Genomic DNA, 17,355 nt, shown 5'->3' with positions numbered 1-17,355 from the left:
GCATTTCTTGGACGGTAATTTCACGCAACATACTATAGAGTTAAATCAAATTTTGCATTCCTGATATCTTCGCTGAAGGAATAAGTTTTTCCCAACCAATTATGGCTTAACTTTACCTAAAGCTTGCCCATTTACCACTACTCAAATCCTGTAGTGGAGGTAAATCTATTACAGCTTCTTCAAATTTGAGAGTTTCTGCAAAAATATCTTCTAAAGTCAATAAGTGAATTTTCAATTTATCGATATTCGGGAATTGTTCCAACCGTGATTGAAACCCAGATGTGTAGCCAATGCCTGCTAGCATCACACCAATATCAGCTTCGTATTTTGTCAAGTACCCCCAAAACTCTGCTACCAATGAAGCATCTAGCAGATTTTTAGACAATTTCGACTGAAAATAAACCTTTTGCCCGTTAATTTCTCCTTCTCCATCTATTCCTCCATCTGCTCCTGCTTTACCTGGCTTTAGTCCAAGATAAGCAGCAAACCGACGTCCAAGATCTTGTTTAACTGCTGGATCGCAGTATACGATTCCCTGTATTAAAGCATCAATTTCCAAGTAATCCATTATTTTTTGTCTTTTTCTATTTATTTTTAGTTAATTGTTCATATAGTAAATTGATGCCTACTAAAACACATTCATTAATTTTTTCTGTCATACCCATTTCTTCTAACTTATGAGAGATGACTGCCGATAATATGAGTTTCCTTGTGAGTTTACTACGTTGCTTAGAAGAATTTTCTCTTAAATCTTGAATTTTATGAAAATCTTTTGTATGTTGCTTGTAATCCTCTTCAATCTTCTTCGCAAAGTTTTGATTTTTCTTATACTTATAATGAACGTAACTAATAGCAGATTCCAATAAAGTCTCTCCTGATAATGTCAGCGCTGATGTTAACTCCCCTAGCATATTACTTTGCTCATCACTAAATTCAAGAGTCATTTCTGGCTCAGACGTCACTTCAGTAGCTTGACGCTGACCTTCTACAATGGCTTGGTCAACAAGGAAATCCTCGGATGGCTTCTTTTGGTCATAGTTGTTAACAGACATATCTAACTTCCCTTCAAATTTCTAAAATTGTACAAAAATATTCAAACAAATATTCATAATTCTCATACTCCCAAATATACTTCCTATCTTCGTAGAGCGCAATTTGCATCAATTCTTGTAAGTCTGGCATCTCAGAAGCAATTTCGCACTGATTTGGTTGATTATCCTGGTCTATTCTTTCAACTACCTGTGCTACGGAGTCTTTTGATATTCCTAAAGGAACGACAATCACTTTTGGAGCAAAACCAGGTTTGGACAGTTGGGAAATTACCTTAAGCGTTCTGGGAAGGTTACGTAGTGCCTTAGTTTTTTGTGATTTGTTGACAGGAACTAATATGATATCCGGATCGTTACCAACAATGACTTGAACTGTGTTCTTTAAAGGACTATCAATATCTAAAACAACGCGATCGTATTGTTGTGGTTTGGCTAAGCTCTTAATTGACTTTCGTTCTTTGTTAGAGATAATTGTTCTGTAACCCTGAGTATCTATGTCTTGCGCCTTATTAGGCTCTCGACCAGTATAAAATTGCCAAAAGTCTGCTTGGTCATCACAGTCTACTAATAGGGTTGTGTATAACGGGGATAATAGTACACCTGCAGCATGGACAGCTAAGGTTGTTTTACCTACCCCTCCATCATTATGAGTACAAAGAATTATCAATTTCTGTTTCCATAAATTCACTTCATTAATTAGGCCAATCTAAATTTATGTTTCTACACTATGCAAATCCAACAAAACTGTCCCACAAGTCCATTTTTTAGACATAAAGCCACCCAGTAGCCTGCATTTTGTCTAAGCACATCTGGGTTCAAACTTACCAGGGATGAAGTCAGATTTATACCAATCAGCCGTTTTCCCGGTAATAATGATTCTAGAGACGATGAGTCATGTTTTGCAGGATAGTAGAAATTAATATGTCAATATCATCTTCTGAAGAACAACGTTTTTCACCGCTTCTGCGTCAAGTGACTAGCCATGTTCTAGTAGCAGTCTTGAGTATTGGCTTGACTTTGACAACTTTGTGGGCATTTCCTAACCTGCCAATTCCAGGGCGATCGTCTCTTTCCAGTATTACCACACCAAGTACTACTGAAGTAGAGGCGATCGCACCAGAGATTGCACCTCCTGTCGATTCCCAAAAAGCGGCTATTCGCAGTTTTGTGAGTACTGCTGTGAATAAAGTAGGACCCGCAGTTGTAAGGATTGATACAGAGCGTACTATCACGATGCGTGCTCCTGACCCCTTTTTTAGTGACCCTTTCTTTCGTGATTTTTTGGGTGACGATCTTTCTAGAGCGCCTCAAGAATACCGTCAAAGAGGAGAAGGTTCTGGTTTTATCATTGATTCCAATGGTATAATTTTGACCAATGCTCACGTTGTGAGTGGTGCTGATTCTGTCACCGTCACCCTAAAAGACGGGCGCAAACTCAAGGGAGAAGTACGTGGGATAGATGAACCCTCAGATTTGGCTGTTGTAAAAATTCCAGGAAACAATCTCCCTGTAGCGACTTTAGGCCACTCTCAAGATTTGCAGGTAGGAGATTGGGCAATAGCTGTCGGTAACCCATTGGGTTTAGATAATACTGTAACCTTAGGTATTATTAGCACGTTGAGCCGTTCTAGCGCTCAGGTTGGCATCCCTGATAAAAGGTTAGACTTTATACAAACAGATGCTGCTATCAATCCTGGTAACTCTGGCGGTCCTTTAGTTAACGAGCAAGGAGAAGTTATCGGTATTAATACTGCCATTCGTGCTGATGCTCAAGGAATTGGGTTTGCGATTCCAATTGACAAAGCCAAGTTCATTAAGGATGCGTTAGCGCGTGGTGAAAAAATCTCCCATCCCTATATTGGTGTTCGCATGGTGAGTTTGACACCAGAACAAGCAAAACAATTTAACAGTGACCCTAATTCTACTATGACTGTACCGGAAGTCATTGGTGTGTTAGTCATGCAAGTCATACCCAATAGCCCAGCTGCATCTGCTGGTTTGCGGCGGGGTGATGCGATCACTCAGATTGACGAACAAAAAGTGATCTCTGCCGAACAGTTGCAAAACTTGGTAGAAAAAAGCCGCGTGAACCAGCCCTTGCAATTGACGGTACTGCGGGGCGATCAAACGCAGCAGATTACCGTGCGTCCGGGCGAACTTAGAGACGCTGGAAATCAGTGACCAGTGACCAGTGACCGAATAATTCGTAATTCGTAATTAATGGTACAACTACGAATTACGAATTATTTTGCTATACTCCTTCATCAACAATATTTTTAAATTTGCTGACTAACTTGTCCTTCATTGCGACAAATCCGTGAATTTCTTTGTCTAAATCCTGTTCTAATATTCTCTTGGCTGTTTGGTTGGTCATTGTTTCTAGTTTCATAGTTTTCTTTTCAATTAAATCAATAAAATTTGCTACTCTTGAACCAAGAGAGCAGGAAAAAGTTATGCAGATAGTTACTAGTTGGATGCAAAAAGGGGAAAAGCAGGGAGAATTAAAATTGCTGATGCGCCTACTTAACCGTCGCTTGGGAGAAATTAGTCCACAGCTAATGGGTAGAATTGAAAATTTGTCAACCCCTGAGCTAGAGAATCTGGGTGAGGCATTGCTGGATTTTTCTTCTGTTGCCGATTTAGAAGCTTGGTTTGAGAATCTTAGCTAGTTGCTGTAAGTGAGAAGAAGAGGAGCGATCTCCTTCATAATACTATTTAATCTTTATCTTGAATTGGGTCATCTCTGCCAATCCCCAATTCTCTTAGCTTGATTTGAACATCCTCCCATGTAGCACCGCAATAGTAATATTTTTTATCCAAAATATTTGCGATATAGTAACCCTGCTTTCCACCATTGATGCGGAAAAGTGCAATCGCAACTTTTTTCATTGAAGTGTCGAAGGCTGCAAATTCGTCTTCAGGAGACAAATTTGGTGCGTTGAATAAGTTCAAAAATGGCTCACCGTGTTTAAAAGCCCAACCGTTACCTCTACGCTGGATAATTTGATAGTAGACGGGACAAACTACCGTGGTGTTGAAATCTGCCATAATTAGATCGGTTTTAATTTTGAGTAAAGCCCCTAGCGGCAACTAGGGGCTACTAACTATATGTTAGCTGTCAAAGTTGTTTGGCTCACCTGGTTCATCTGTGATGTCTTTCAGGTCTTGCTCAACAACTTCTGAGTCAACGAGGTAGGTTTCCCCTGATACTTCGTCTCGCTTTTTCCAAACTCCTTGGAAAAGACGGATAAATATCTTAACAGGATTCCAAAAATCTCGATGACCGTTACTGTTACCGTTTTGATTCAATAAATTACCTCCTTTTTACTGGTAAATGGGGACACAATTGTCCCCAAATTTATATTAAATTGCTTTTACACTAGTTTTGATGAATAAATATTTTTAGTGAGTGTTAACTTAGTGTTTTCTTTGACGATGATTTGCAGCTTGAGTTAACAAAGAGTCGGCAAAAGCGATCGCATCAGTAGCAGATTTACCACCAGCAAGCTGTGCGAATTCTTCGCGGCGTTTGCTTATATTATCCAAAGCAGTGACTCGTAAAACAGTTCGTTGTTCAGGCTAGAGTGTGGTGTTTATAGGATTAGCGATTGGGCAATTTTCAATGATACGAAACTTCCATCTTTAACAAAAGTTCTTCAAGACTTTTATAATTGGTTGGATTTAGAAGTTCAAAATGCCGAATGTCTTTTAGAAAGTTATCATGCAATTTATCAAAGAAGGGAATAAACCACAATCCGTTGTAGAATTTTTACGATTATATCGCCAACAGGCACAAATTTATTTGCGGCCAGCTTTAGCAAATGTTATGGAATCAAGGGTGGCATATCTTCAACGAAAAAAAGGTAATAAAGCGCAGCAGTTTTTGGTAGCACTTCGTTACACAGGTTGATTTTTTAACGCCGACTTACTTAACGCTAACTACTAGCGACCGGAGGTATCCAAACAGTAAAAATCGAACCAACGCCTACGGTGGATTCCACTTCAATTCGACCTCGATGAAGTTCTACAAGCTGTTTGGTCAATGCTAAGCCCAATCCAGTTCCTCCATAACGACGACGGTAAGGTGTATCAAGTTGGTGGAATTTCTCAAACAGGAGTGACAATTGATCTTCTGGAATACCAATCCCCGTATCTTCTACTTGAAACACAGCATTTTGGTCTTCTACCCAAAGGCGTAATGTAACGTTGCCTCCTTCGGGTGTAAATTTTACAGCATTAGTCAGCAAATTCCACAGAATTTGTTGTACTCTCCTGGCATCAGCAGTAAAGCGATCGCATTCTGCATTGATTTGCAAATCGAGTTGAAGATTCACTCTTTTGAGAGTTGCTTTTTCTTTTAATCCGTTAACTGTAGATTCGGCTGCATTTTTCAAGGAGAAGCTTGTTATATTTAATACTGCTTTGCCCGCTTCTATTTGAGAAAGTTCAAGAATATCGTTAATCATCTCTAATAAATGCTCGCCGCTATCATGGATCGTCTGCAAATAATCCCGTTGACGCTTCGTTAACTCACCAAAAGACCAGCGTAGCAAAGTGGAAGACATTCCAATCACGTAAGTTAAAGGTGTCAGTAATTCGTGACTGATGGTGGCAAGGAATTCGCTTCTTAAACGGCTAGCAGCTTCTGCAGCAACTAGAGCATCATGTAAAGCAACTGTGCGCTCAATAACACGTTCTTCCAAATTCTTTTTTTCTTTTGTTAGAGAACGCATTAACTCGGATTGATAGATTGCGATCGCTAATTGTTCCGCTACAGATGTCAACAAAATTTTTTCACTTTCAGTCCAAGAACGGGGGCGATCGCATTGATGAGCAATAAGCAATCCCCAAAGTTTGTCTTCAAAAATAATCGGTGAAGCTAATTTTGCCCGTACTTTAGTATTTCTTAAAAAATCTAACAAACATGCTTCTAAAGCATAAGTTTTTTCCACATCATCTACAGATAAAGTATAACCTTGTTTGTACTTTTCCCAACACTGATTTGTTTGAGTCAAACAATTGTTTTCCGTGTAATGTAAAACGGATGGAATAGCATCATGAGCGCGAATTTCGTATACAATACAGCCTGCTTTATCTCGTAAGTCTTGCTGTAAGGAATGAGGACTAGAAAAAGAGGTATAGAAAGGGAGGGACAAAGAATAGGAGTCTTGTTCATTACTTACAATAGACTCTTGACTATTAGCAATGGAATGCTCAAATTTATAGATCACCAGTCTGTCTAATTCCAAAAATTCTCTGACTTGTGCAACTGCCGTAGACATGATGACTGGTAAGTCTAAACTTTTACGGATTTGAGTTGTTACCTGATTTAATAGCTTCTCTTGAGCTATTTGTTTTTGCAGGGCTTTTTCCACAGGTTGACAGACAGAAACATAAGTGTAATTTATAGGTGATTTTGTTTCTGATTGATTTGGCTCTGGCAAAAGGTCTTTCAACAGTAATAACGTGAATTTGCTTTGAAGTGTAGCATCATTGGTGATGGGAATTTGACAGTAATTTTCCAGCGTTTGATATGTTTGAGAATTTTGGTCAAACAAACCTTTCAAATTGGAAAGAAAAGAGACGATTTCTTCTAAATCAAAAGTCCAATAACAATTGAGTAGAAAATCACTAGGACAGGATAAGGAAGACGCTGTGAAAGAAAGAAGCTGTGACACGGAAAGTGAAGATGTTGCTATATCTCCCGTATCCCCCGTGTCACCCGTGTCACCCGTGTCCTGTAAATAAGTTCCAATTAAAAGCGCACTAAACTGTTGGGAAACCAACACCGTAAAGCGTTGCGCCTGCCATTCTAGGGGTATATTAACCATCACTAGCACGGATTCTGTAAGAACTAGAGATGGCTTTCCCACTGATTGAGCCATTTGCAACAGCAATTCTCCTAGTCGATCAAATGTACTATTGCGTAGGGTTCGAGAGAAGCTCAAATCAGAAGAACTAGACATTGTTTACAATCTGGCGCGAAAGGGTTTTTTGCGGTTGCTCAAAAATTTGCTACTGTGTCCTAACCAACAGTTTAAAACGGTAATTAGTCTTACTAGGAGAATGTTCCTGTTGGGCTTATGGCTTAGAAGTCGTACAGGAAATTGTGCGACCTAATAATAGTACTACTCTAATTGTAATGCCAGGAGATGACGCTCCAGATTCCCACCTAATTTCTCTATTTACCCTACCTCTAAACACTGTTCATCAGGTATGGCGCTCAGGAGTATCAAGAGTACTCCGCTTCTTTACAGTTAGGCAGAGTATTGGTGAAAGATGGGGATTGGGAACTCGCATCCCAACATTGGTTGTTCCAGAAAACCTTCATTTAGATTTAAGATTTGCTCATAGCTCATTCCTGATGGGTAATGCTAAGGAGCTATTAGCTATTAGCAAAATAAATGGTTATCTATGTGAATTAAAAGAAGCTCAAATTCAAGATAGATGGCGTATTTTTGGGCAATGTCTGCTGTTGCAGCACTTGATGAACCAGAAGAACAAAATCCATTAGCCGCGCAAGTCCTTCATGAAACGGATTTTTGGACAAAATTTAGTTTAACTTGATCGGAGACAAGAGTGCGATAAGCGAACAATTACGGCACCATCCGTATTGCATTACCGCCTTTTGACAAGCGGAACGGCACGATTTATGGCAAGATGTAAGTATATCAACACTGGAAAATTTAACATACTTAGTCCATCAAGCCAAAGCAGCCATAGAAGAAGAAAAATAGGTGGTTTAGAAAGAAATTATGGAGAATCTTGCGTATCTGCATGCAGCTTCTGTCTACGAAGATCTGACGAACAGTGAAATTATCTCTGTCAGCAGTTTGTTTGACAAGGCAGTACCCCCTGACTGGAACCGTCTTTCTGGTAAGGCATGGAAGTATATGTTACCTCTTGCCCTTATCTTGTCTGTACTTAATGTTTACGGTAGTGCTCTAGCATTGGAACAAGGTGATAAGGGTCCTTCTGTAAGAAATTTACAACGCGAATTAAAAAGGACAGGCTTTTATCAAGCTCCTATCACGCAAGTGTATGATGTTTCTACAGAGCAAGCTGTCCGGCGCTTCCAAAAAGCTGCTGGTTTAGAGGTGACTGGTGTTGCTGGACCGGTGACTATACAAAAGCTAGATGGTTGGGAAACCACTGAAGAGAGTTCCCAAAATAAAAAACCTAGCGTTGAGAGTTCTACAGCCAAAAAACCTACCAGCCAAAATACCCAAGCCAAAAAACCCAATGCTGAGACTGCTCAAGCAAAAAAACCTAGCAGCCAGAATTCTCAAGCCAAAAAAACTAGTGTTGAAAACTCTCAAGCTGAAAAAACTTCTGGTGAGACAGTCGTTGCTAACAAGCGTCGTGATGCCAACCTCTTGCAACGGGGTGATGAAGGTGAAGATGTGAAAACCTTGCAAGAAAGATTGCGCGTTGCTGGTTTTTACCACGGTAACTCAACGGGAATTTACGGTCCTATTACCGAAGATGCGGTGAAACGTTTCCAAGAAAATTACAACTTGACTGTTGACGGTATCGTAGGAGCAGCTACGCAAAGAAGACTACCTCCACGGAATATTGGTTCTGGCGAAGATACTACCAGACGGGGTACAAGTCAAGATAAACTGCGCCTGGGCGATAGCGGAGAAGCTGTAAGAGTGCTGCAAGAACAATTAATCAAGGCTGGCTATTTGCAGGGAGAACCAAATGGTTACTTTGGACCTTACACGGCAGATGCAGTTAAGAGATTTCAAGCAAATAATTACTTAGCAGTCAGTGGTATTGCGGGTCCCACAACTCGCTCTAAATTACACGATTTAGTTAGTCCTAGTGCCAAAAGTGACTTTGATACTTTGGAAATACAGAGACGATTGCAATCGCGGGGTCTCTACAAAGGCGATCTGAATGGTGTCATGGGGGATGAGACAAAGCAAGCGATTAAACAAGCCCAAGAATTCTACGGTATTAGCTTGAGGGATGTGAGAAGCGGACGATTTTGACATCCGCTTCGGGTGTTTGCCGTTCTTCATGCTTGCGCCTGTTACCTAACATTCCAGAACATATCTACCTGAGTGTTAAAGGGGCATTAATGACCTTTGGCACTTGGGACAAATCGCATGAATTGTCAATTGACAGTCGAGTAAGTGATAACCTTCTTTTTGGGCAGTTTTTGCTCCAACTTTTAAAATTGTATCGTTCTTGAACTCAATAGTAGTGTTACACCTCACACAGATAAGGTGATGGTGATGGTGGGGATAAGGTTGATTTAGTTCGTAATGTTTGTGTCCTTCTCCAAGTTCTAACTCTCGCAGGATGCCCATTCGCGCCATTAATTTGAGAGTGCGATAAATGGTCGATAGGCTGATTCCTTCTCCTTTGATTTCCAATCTTTCATAGAGATCTTCTGCACTGAGATGTTCTCCTTGCGGAAGGTCTTGAAAAATGTGTAGAATTGTCTCGCGCTGGGGTGTCAAACGCCAGCCGCGTCCATTCAATTCTGCCTTGAGTGAGGTTGCTGAGTAGACAGTCATAGCTATTTTTCTCAATAAAACCCATTAATTGAGAATATAGCAAATGTTCGGAGTAATTTGCAATAAAACTTGCTTATTGAGAACATTTGTTAAATGCTCGGATATAGGTAATTAAACTTTGATGAGCATTTAACTGGTTCCCGATCCCCGTTGGAGAGACATCTAAAAAAGTTATGGAAAGTTTAAATTGGCTTAAATGAGAATGATATGCTACAACCTAGTAAGAAGTGTGGAAACGGGGATCTAAACAGTCATTTGTCCTTTGTCCATTGTCATTTGTAATACTTTTGTAATAATTGATGTGACGAATGACTCAGGACTAATGACAAACGACTAAGTTAAGGATTCCAAGTAGTCGCGAACCATGTTACGTCTCTTGGGTTGACGCAGTTTCTGCAACGCTTTGGATTCAATTTGGCGAACTCGTTCGCGTGATAGATCGAGCGCACGTCCAATTTCTGCAAGGGAGTAGGGATGACCGTCTGACAAACCAAAACGCATCAAAATGACATCGCGTTCGCGACTGGTTAAATCTGCCAGAAGGTGTTGCAAATCTTTTTGTAAAGATTCTCGCATTAACATTTGTTCTGGAGTCACGCCGTCGGTTTCGAGTAATTCTCCCAACTCTGTGTCTTTGTCCTTACCAACTTTGGTTTCTAAAGAAACAGAACGAGGAACTCGCAGTAAGACTTCTCTCACTTGGGTGGGTGTCATTTCTAACTCTTGCGCCAAATCTTCTAAGGTTGGGGTACGACCTTTCTCTTGAGCAATTTTGCGCTGAGCTTTTTTGATTTTGTTCAGTTTTTCTGTAATGTGGACTGGTAGGCGGATAGTACGGCTAGAAGTAGCGATCGCCCGAGTAATACCCTGACGAATCCACCAGTAAGCATAGGTGCTGAAGCGGTAACCCTTAGTTGGGTCGAACTTCTCAACGGCTCTTTCCAAGCCAAGAGTTCCTTCTTGGACTAAATCGAGTAATTCCAAACCGCGATTTTGATATTTTTTGGCAACGGATACCACTAAGCGAAGGTTCGCCTTGATCATGTGTTCTTTGGCTTGGAGACCCTGTAACTGAATTTGCTCGAGTTCTTCGACTGTGATTTTGGCAACTTCAGCCCAACGGCGTTTTCCTTGTCCTAATGCTTGCTTGAGTTCAAACACATCTACACCAGCTTCACGCGCCCATCGTTCCAAAGAAGGACGATGTCCTAGTGCTGATACCAATCGCTCTTGAACTTCAATAATCCGAAGATATGGAGTAATAATCGCATCTCCTTCCTTCGCAACTTTGGCAAGGAGTATCCGCATCCGCAAGTAGCGCTGGACTTTTTGAGCTTCTGAAACTTCTTCATCGCGCCCCAACAAGCGAACCCGACCAATTTCTTGAAGGTACAGACGTACTAGGTCTGTGCTGCGACGGTTCGGAATAGCACCAAGACTTGCAGGGTCGGAAGCAGCCATTTCCAATTCTTCGAGTTCCTCTATCGGCAATTCACTCTCGTCAACCGTGAGATCGGCGTCAAACTCCGGGCTAGACTGTGTTGACTTGTAGGCGGCATCTGCGTAAGAAAATGTTGCTGGCATAAAGTTCGTCTCAATGGCTCCAGGTAACAACAGATTTAGGTCAGCTAATTAACTGTTGCTATTGTTCCCGTGATTTTTGAAGAAATAACACGGTTGAGGGTGACCTTTAGGTTTTTTTTCAAAAAACCTGTACTGGTTTTTTTTGACACAGTGCCTCCGAAGGCTCGGTTACTGAGCTTCTCCCTTTTATCAATAGCTATGAAAATTTAGAACAGGACTAGAGAAAGCGAGTTCCTTGTTTAGGATTTCAACCTTAATAATTTGGGTTTTTTACTTTGGGTGCTAAGTATAGCCATATATCGGTATAAAGTCCTAAGGGTCGTTTTCATAGTCATATCTACATGAGTGCTTAAGTAGTTTCCTGAAGATTTGCTAATTTCCTCTTCACAAATAATTAGTTATGTGGTTAAGAAGTTAAGCTATTCCGGTTTGGTATCGCGCAACATTAACTCGAATAATGCTTGTCGGGGTGTGACCTCTTGAGCAAGCAAACGATAAACTTGTTCGGTGATTGGGATAGGGATATTGCGCTGCTTGGCTCGTTCCACCAAAACGTTAGTCGTGTTAATTCCTTCTGCGGTTCCTTCTAAATGGGCAAGAATTTCTGCAAGTGTTTGATTGCAAGCTAATTTGTACCCTACTTGATAGTTTCTACTTAAGTGACTGTTACAGGTTGCTAGCAGATCTCCCAACCCAGACAAACCATAAAAAGTTTCCATTTTTGCACCCCAATGGCTACCAATACGGACCATTTCTGTAAGTCCACGGGTGACTAAAGCAGCTTTGGCGTTAGTACCTAATTGTAAACCATCACAAACACCAGCTGCGATCGCAATCACATTTTTCAATGTTCCCCCCAATTCCACACCCAAAGGATCGGAATTGGTATAAACCCGGAAACGGTTAGAAGAGAAGATAGATTGCACGAATTCCGCCGCCTCCATATTTTGACTGGCGACAACAGTTGCGGCTGGTAATGCTTGTTCGATTTCTTTAGATAAATTGGGACCTGAGAGAACAACGACAGGATTTTGAGGAAAAGTTTCTTGCCAAATTTGTGAAGGTGTGCAAGTGGTTTTTGGGTCTAAGCCCTTCGTCGCCGTGACAAAAATAGTTTTTGGTGAAACAAGAGAAGACTGGAGTGAAGAGGTAACATCTCTGACACCCTTCATGGCAATAGCAGAAACAATCAGATCGGCACCTTGGACAACCTGTGCTAAAGTCTCAGCACCCTGTCGCGACCACAAGCGTACCTCATGACCGTTTGCTTTAACCAAATTTGCTAGAACTGTCCCCCAAGCACCCGCACCTAAAATGGCAACATTTGTCATTTGTTGGTTGTTAGTTGTTAGTTGTTAGTGGTTAATGGCTAATTGCTGGTAGGTAGGGCTAAAGCCCACCCTACTCCCTACTCCCTACTCCCTCTCCATGAGTTCTCTTACCTGTTCTGCATGGTAAGAACTTCTTGTCAATGGTGAAGAAACAACTTGTAAAAATCCCAGTTCTTCACCAAAAGTTTTCCAAGCATCAAATTGCTCTGGGGTGATAAATTGAGAGACTTGTAAGTGTTTTTGAGTAGGTTGGAGATACTGCCCAAGTGTTAAAATATCGCAATCCACAGCCCGTAAATCCCGCATCACTTGGCGAATCTCTTCATCCGTTTCACCTAAACCCACCATAATCCCGGATTTTGTGTAAACTTCTGGTGCATAGGCGCGAGAACGTTGCAGCAATTCCATTGTCCGTTCGTAGTTCCCTTGGGGACGCACGCGACGATACAAACGAGGAACTGTTTCTGTGTTGTGATTGAGAACTTCCGATTTTGCTTGAAGAATTAACTCTAGTGCTTTCCAATTTCCGCACAAGTCCGGGATTAAGACTTCAATGGTGGTGTGGGGAGAAACAGTGCGGATGGCTTCAATACAACGGACAAACTGCGAAGCGCCACCATCGGGTAAATCGTCTCTGTTCACAGAGGTGATGACCACATGATTGAGTTTCATCCGCCGTACTGCTTCCGCCAGTCGGTCTGGTTCTGTGGGGTCTAGAGGCTTGGGTTTTTTCTCAAAGTCAATATCGCAATAGGGACAGGCACGGGTGCAAGCTGGTCCCATAATTAAAAATGTGGCTGTACCAGCGTTAAAGCATTCCCCAATGTTCGGACAGGACGCTTCCTCACAAACTGTATTGAGGGCTAAATCCCGCAAAATTTCTTTAACGTTGCCAACGCGCTCCCATTGAGGCGCTTTTACCCGCAACCAGTCTGGCTTTACAGTCACAGTTCGTTTCTACCACTCTAGATATACACAACTTATGGTAGCAAGGTTTATGAGATGCGATACGGCTTCAGCCGTTAAACTTCGCTTATCGCCAAGCGCAAGCCGTACCCGGTTTATCTCTTATTATAGCTTGTATACACGCTATAAAGCCCCCTCCTGACCCCATGCACGGAATTTTCCATCTGGTTTTGTCATTTATTCAGTTGCTGTGATATGCTTATATTAGCATTTTATTGCCGGGATGTAGCGCAGCTTGGTAGCGCACTTCGTTCGGGACGAAGGGGTCGCTGGTTCGAATCCAGTCATCCCGATTTTTAATTGTCGATTAACACATTATTTGTCGTCGTTAACAGATTAATGTCGTGGGAGCTTTCACAATTGCTTATGTGATTCAAGGTTAAATTCACCTCATATTCAAAAGCACTTGAAGAAGGCAATGACAAAACTTGATGTGCTGCTACCTTCCATCTTGGACAAGACATTTAAAGGCGAATTGTAGAGGTAATACCCTGCGAAAACCTTCGGCTATATGAATTACCTCTACTATTCATTCTGTGGATAAATTTCTATTTCGCAGTTGTTAGCTAAAAACTTAGCAATCGATTTAGTCTTTTTTCCTAAAACAAGCCCATGAGCATAGTTACCATCAACAGGAGAATGGCATACTTCCAACCCTTTCTCCATAACTGAACTAGCTGCGATAGAAACTACGGCATTTTTACCTATCTTCTTAGCTCTTTTATAACTTTCTTCTACTGTCGTTAAACAAAGTATATCGATAGACATTTCATCGTCCTTAAAAGCTGCTGAGGTTGGTCTCTTTTCCTCCCAGTTAAATTGACCTGGGTGCAGCCACCTCAGCAACTTATCAGAGGGCTTTACTTGATACGGTTCAGCCATTTATCAACATTTGAATTCAAATAGCCAGTCTAGTATAGAATACAACTGTTCTAAATGAAATTCTCCTTCATCTTCATCTTTTCCATCAGTCTTTAAGTATTCAAGTGTACCTTCTCCTGACACCGGAATATAGATTTCTAACTGTCTCGCAGTAAAACGCTTACCAGCCCACTCAAACAAAACCGTACCATCAGAGGATGGAGCAATAAATGGCTCAACTTTTGAAGAATCAAACCCTCTCTCAATGCAGTAAGTACGCAAGTGCGAGTAGAGAGTAAGAGCTAAATCAATTTGTTCTTGAGAAAATTTAGGAGCATCGTAACCATCCCACTTATCTTCTAAATCTGATAAGTGAATAATTCTTTGATAGGCATTAGTATTTTTCCGCCAGTCAAAATCTTGTTGCTTGCGCGGATCGATAAACAAAGAAGAATCTCTTATATCATAAATACGATTAAAAGATAACAATTTCTTCAAAATAGCAGTTTTGGAAACTGCTTGAACAGGATCGTGACAGGTATAAGTTGTCGAAACAGGATAAATTCGCTCCGCTATTTTATAAGTTAAAGTTATATTGGTGCTTTGAATACCATTGAGGCTTGTATTTTCCCATGTTTTTGTGCTCATACGTTTCCCCTAACATCACTCTAAAAAAGCTTGTTCTATAAAAGATAACAATGTATCTAAATCTCTCTTATATAATTGTATAATATTTTTCACATAAGATATTCTTTCAGGGTAAGTTCCGTTAATTAATTCTCTATGAAAATTCGCTGAAAAGTTAAGAACATTTCCTATTTCGTTCTTAGAGTTTTTTTGAATAATTGCTTCTTGGATAGCAATCACTAAATTAGTATTATCCAGTTGATATGTAAATTGAACAACAGTATTTGGTGATTTACCTTGAAAATTTTTCCATTTCCCTTCACTAATTAATTTAGATAGAACAGTGTCTTGATTATTTTCTTGATTTTCCACAAGGAGATCGGCATTTATATTAATACCCACTGCTCGATAATCAACAGCAGGAACAATATCAATATATTTACAAAAAATTTCGGGTATTTGAAATACAGGATTATCGCTATCTGATACTTCCCAGAAGGTAACTCTATCGGATTGGACTACTACATTAACTCCATTTTTGAAAACAACTTGAGACAGAGCAGGGGTGCAAATAAACGGCATTGCCAATTCCCAGTCAGACGGTACAATTTGTTTGTACTTCAAAAAGTCAGGATTCAAGATTGATGGGTTTTGCTTATCCCCCACCACCACAATCGAAAAATCCCGAATTTCCACATTTTTATTGAGCATTAGACAATTAACCCTCGCTATCGGCTAATATTACGTGGGACTGAGTACAACAACCTCCTCATGCAACTGTAATACACTACATGAATAACCATTTACTTTCCAGCCACTTTACAATGCTATATATCCATATCATCCTAAAAATGTACCTTTTTATCAGAAAAAGCAAAGAACTTTAAATACATTGTAAACAAACTTTTTATGCTAGCCCTCCATAAAAGGAGCATAAAAGTGTTTTAATGCAAACCGCTTCGGAATCTTTCTCAAATCCCGAAACCCTTGCAGAACCAACAAAAAAGTGCTTAAACGCAAATCGAGATGAACCGCTCTCAAAGCCTGAAACCCTTACATAACCAACAAAAAAGTGCTTAAACGCAAATCGCTTCGGAGCCACTCTCAGTTTATCGATTAACTCTCGTGTTGTGCCCCACCGGACAAGAAGCAGAAGTGTTGAGTGCTAACCAAGACCCGATCGATGAAGGCTTGCGAGTTTTAGGATGGGTCTAATGGTGCAAAATAACTTGATATCAGTCAACTCAAAAGTTTTTTAGCAGCCTTGTGCAGACATTTCACATAACTTGAGGGATTGCACACAACAATCGTTGGTTGAAGATTTGAGGGGATGTCACTAGTACATATTGGCGATGGGTCAGCCGACCTACGAGAACGCCTTGAAACCAATACTGTTTACCGCCTGGTTGGTGAAGGGGAAAACCCTGATTTTTACGGAACCAAAAGTTTGTGGTTTATTGACTATAAATCTCTTGGAAGAGAACGTTTACAGAGACCTTCAAAATTCCATTATGAACGGACTATCATATTCTAAAGACAATCCATAATGAATGCAGCTAAACTTATTGATGATTTATAAAGTAAACATTAAGACATCGTGGGTTGGATTGAACAACGAAACCTAACAATTCGATTCAATGTTGGGTTTCGTTCCTCAACCCAACCTACGTAATATATGATGTTGGCGATTTAAGATTGACTTGATAAATGACCTCTTATTGATGATTAACCACTAACAAACCGAGGGATTGACTTATGCTAATTGATAAAATCATCCAAGAACTGCAAAATATACCCGAAGACAAACTAGCAGAAATTTATGATATAGTTCACTCCTTTCGCTTAGACTTAGATCGAGAATTATCTGATGAAGAAACACCCACTGAAATTGTGATTGAAGGTATTCATCAAGGCATCAGAGAAGCATTAAGCGGGCAAACTCTACCTCTTTCAGAAATGTGGGAAGGTATTGATGCAGAGTGAACTATCACAGATCCAAATTGCTCTGACTCCTCGGTTTAAAAAGGATCTTCGAGAACTGGCTAAACGTTATCGTTCAATTCGTAGCGATCTCCAACCGTTAATTGAGCAACTGCAAGCAGGTGAAATCCCTGGAGACAGAATTGCTGGAGTGAAATATCAGGTTTTCAAAGTTCGTCTCAAAAATAGCAACATTCAAAAAGGAAAAAGTGGAGGCTATCGAATCATTTATTATCTGAAAACTACTCAAGCAATCATCCTTGCTACTATTTATTCCAAATCCGATATTTCCGATGTTAGTAATGAAATTATTGAAGAGGCGATCGCACAATATGAAAAAGAAATTCAAAGAGAAGATAACCAAAACTAATACTAAAAATTACCTATAAACTGGTAACCGTTCACGGGGGTAGAGCATTTGCCTAAATC

The 17,355-nt window shown here is 40.4% G+C and carries 23 protein-coding genes and 1 tRNA gene; 9 read left to right on the top strand and 15 right to left on the bottom strand.

Features of this window, described 5'->3' with window-relative positions; genetic code table 11:
- Positions 1-112: 112 nt before the first annotated feature.
- The 3 genes from WA1_RS07950 to WA1_RS07940 are packed head-to-tail and all read right to left on the bottom strand — an operon-like array spanning position 113 to position 1,716.
- On the bottom strand, positions 113-568 hold the full coding sequence (locus WA1_RS07950) for a restriction endonuclease (RefSeq protein ID WP_017749053.1): 456 nt from the start codon (positions 566-568) through the stop codon (positions 113-115).
- A 16-nt stretch (positions 569-584) separates the two neighbouring features.
- The gene (locus WA1_RS07945) at positions 585-1,052 is read right to left on the bottom strand and encodes a hypothetical protein (RefSeq protein ID WP_017749054.1); all 468 of its coding nucleotides are present in this window, start codon (positions 1,050-1,052) and stop codon (positions 585-587) included.
- Between the two features lie 13 nt (positions 1,053-1,065).
- Complete coding sequence (locus tag WA1_RS07940; RefSeq protein ID WP_033336670.1) at positions 1,066-1,716, bottom strand: AAA family ATPase; 651 nt, start codon at positions 1,714-1,716, stop codon at positions 1,066-1,068.
- A 254-nt stretch (positions 1,717-1,970) separates the two neighbouring features.
- Here WA1_RS07940 and WA1_RS07935 point away from each other — a divergent pair, with 254 nt between their 5' ends.
- Positions 1,971-3,230, top strand: a complete 1,260-nt coding sequence (locus tag WA1_RS07935) for an HhoA/HhoB/HtrA family serine endopeptidase (protein ID WP_017749056.1) — start codon at positions 1,971-1,973, stop codon at positions 3,228-3,230.
- A 70-nt stretch (positions 3,231-3,300) separates the two neighbouring features.
- Here WA1_RS07935 and WA1_RS56765 read toward each other — a convergent pair whose 3' ends face one another.
- Positions 3,301-3,438, bottom strand: coding sequence for a hypothetical protein (locus WA1_RS56765; protein ID WP_017749057.1), 138 nt, complete (start codon positions 3,436-3,438; stop codon positions 3,301-3,303).
- Between the two features lie 64 nt (positions 3,439-3,502).
- On the opposite strand from WA1_RS56765, the gene WA1_RS07930 reads away from it, so the two are divergent.
- Positions 3,503-3,718, top strand: a complete 216-nt coding sequence (locus WA1_RS07930) for a DUF4351 domain-containing protein (RefSeq protein ID WP_017749058.1) — start codon at positions 3,503-3,505, stop codon at positions 3,716-3,718.
- A gap of 46 nt (positions 3,719-3,764) precedes the next feature.
- On the opposite strand, the gene WA1_RS07925 is transcribed toward WA1_RS07930, so the two are convergent.
- From WA1_RS07925 to WA1_RS59545, 3 genes are all read right to left on the bottom strand, one after another.
- A complete protein-coding gene (locus tag WA1_RS07925) occupies positions 3,765-4,097 on the bottom strand; it encodes a hypothetical protein (protein ID WP_026135281.1) in 333 nt (110 codons plus the stop codon).
- A gap of 63 nt (positions 4,098-4,160) precedes the next feature.
- Positions 4,161-4,358, bottom strand: coding sequence for a hypothetical protein (locus WA1_RS07920; protein ID WP_017749060.1), 198 nt, complete (start codon positions 4,356-4,358; stop codon positions 4,161-4,163).
- A gap of 108 nt (positions 4,359-4,466) precedes the next feature.
- Entirely contained in the window at positions 4,467-4,595 is a 129-nt protein-coding gene (locus WA1_RS59545; RefSeq protein ID WP_017749061.1) for a hypothetical protein, read from the bottom strand.
- A 175-nt stretch (positions 4,596-4,770) separates the two neighbouring features.
- Here WA1_RS59545 and WA1_RS07915 point away from each other — a divergent pair, with 175 nt between their 5' ends.
- The gene (locus tag WA1_RS07915) at positions 4,771-4,959 is read left to right on the top strand and encodes a hypothetical protein (protein ID WP_017749062.1); all 189 of its coding nucleotides are present in this window, start codon (positions 4,771-4,773) and stop codon (positions 4,957-4,959) included.
- Positions 4,960-4,984: 25 nt separating this feature from the next.
- On the opposite strand, the gene WA1_RS07910 is transcribed toward WA1_RS07915, so the two are convergent.
- A complete protein-coding gene (locus WA1_RS07910; RefSeq protein WP_017749063.1) occupies positions 4,985-7,015 on the bottom strand; it encodes a GAF domain-containing sensor histidine kinase in 2,031 nt (676 codons plus the stop codon).
- 176 nt (positions 7,016-7,191) lie between these two features.
- Between WA1_RS07910 and WA1_RS07905 the strand changes: the two genes are divergently transcribed.
- On the top strand, positions 7,192-7,563 hold the full coding sequence (locus WA1_RS07905) for a cobaltochelatase subunit CobN (protein WP_026135282.1): 372 nt from the start codon (positions 7,192-7,194) through the stop codon (positions 7,561-7,563).
- A 241-nt stretch (positions 7,564-7,804) separates the two neighbouring features.
- On the top strand, positions 7,805-9,046 hold the full coding sequence (locus WA1_RS07900) for a peptidoglycan-binding protein (protein WP_017749065.1): 1,242 nt from the start codon (positions 7,805-7,807) through the stop codon (positions 9,044-9,046).
- Positions 9,047-9,121: 75 nt separating this feature from the next.
- On the opposite strand, the gene WA1_RS07895 is transcribed toward WA1_RS07900, so the two are convergent.
- From WA1_RS07895 to lipA, 4 genes are all read right to left on the bottom strand, one after another.
- Complete coding sequence (locus tag WA1_RS07895; RefSeq protein ID WP_017749066.1) at positions 9,122-9,577, bottom strand: Fur family transcriptional regulator; 456 nt, start codon at positions 9,575-9,577, stop codon at positions 9,122-9,124.
- Positions 9,578-9,910: 333 nt separating this feature from the next.
- Positions 9,911-11,161, bottom strand: a complete 1,251-nt coding sequence (gene sigC / locus WA1_RS07890; RefSeq protein WP_017749067.1) for an RNA polymerase sigma factor SigC — start codon at positions 11,159-11,161, stop codon at positions 9,911-9,913.
- A 419-nt stretch (positions 11,162-11,580) separates the two neighbouring features.
- Positions 11,581-12,492, bottom strand: coding sequence for an NAD(P)H-dependent glycerol-3-phosphate dehydrogenase (locus WA1_RS07885; RefSeq protein ID WP_017749068.1), 912 nt, complete (start codon positions 12,490-12,492; stop codon positions 11,581-11,583).
- An 84-nt stretch (positions 12,493-12,576) separates the two neighbouring features.
- Positions 12,577-13,440, bottom strand: coding sequence for a lipoyl synthase (lipA, locus tag WA1_RS07880; RefSeq protein ID WP_017749069.1), 864 nt, complete (start codon positions 13,438-13,440; stop codon positions 12,577-12,579).
- A gap of 237 nt (positions 13,441-13,677) precedes the next feature.
- Here lipA and WA1_RS07875 point away from each other — a divergent pair.
- A tRNA-Pro gene (locus WA1_RS07875) sits at positions 13,678-13,751 on the top strand.
- A 232-nt stretch (positions 13,752-13,983) separates the two neighbouring features.
- Here the strand turns inward: WA1_RS07875 and WA1_RS07870 are convergent.
- From WA1_RS07870 to WA1_RS07860, 3 genes are read right to left on the bottom strand one after another with little or no spacing between them, the layout of a single operon-like run.
- Positions 13,984-14,340, bottom strand: coding sequence for a hypothetical protein (locus WA1_RS07870; protein WP_017749070.1), 357 nt, complete (start codon positions 14,338-14,340; stop codon positions 13,984-13,986).
- Between the two features lie 3 nt (positions 14,341-14,343).
- Positions 14,344-14,967, bottom strand: coding sequence for a hypothetical protein (locus WA1_RS07865; RefSeq protein WP_017749071.1), 624 nt, complete (start codon positions 14,965-14,967; stop codon positions 14,344-14,346).
- A gap of 15 nt (positions 14,968-14,982) precedes the next feature.
- Positions 14,983-15,657 (bottom strand): hypothetical protein, encoded by a 675-nt coding sequence (locus WA1_RS07860; RefSeq protein ID WP_017749072.1) that lies wholly within the window; start codon positions 15,655-15,657, stop codon positions 14,983-14,985.
- Positions 15,658-16,276: 619 nt separating this feature from the next.
- Here WA1_RS07860 and WA1_RS07855 point away from each other — a divergent pair.
- The 3 genes from WA1_RS07855 (at position 16,277) to WA1_RS07845 (ending at position 17,296) form a co-directional block, all read left to right on the top strand.
- Positions 16,277-16,480, top strand: coding sequence for a hypothetical protein (locus WA1_RS07855; protein WP_017749073.1), 204 nt, complete (start codon positions 16,277-16,279; stop codon positions 16,478-16,480).
- Between the two features lie 221 nt (positions 16,481-16,701).
- Positions 16,702-16,929 (top strand): hypothetical protein, encoded by a 228-nt coding sequence (locus WA1_RS07850; RefSeq protein ID WP_017749074.1) that lies wholly within the window; start codon positions 16,702-16,704, stop codon positions 16,927-16,929.
- Positions 16,919-17,296, top strand: a complete 378-nt coding sequence (locus WA1_RS07845) for a type II toxin-antitoxin system RelE family toxin (protein ID WP_017749075.1) — start codon at positions 16,919-16,921, stop codon at positions 17,294-17,296. Before WA1_RS07850 ends, WA1_RS07845 begins: the two co-directional genes overlap by 11 nt.
- Positions 17,297-17,355: the final 59 nt, after the last annotated feature.

This window comes from Scytonema hofmannii PCC 7110, from assembly GCF_000346485.2.
Classification (GTDB): Bacteria; Cyanobacteriota; Cyanobacteriia; order Cyanobacteriales; family Nostocaceae; genus Scytonema; species Scytonema hofmannii.
Note: the sequence above shows the minus strand (reverse complement) of the source record. Positions and strands in the feature narration are given on the sequence as shown.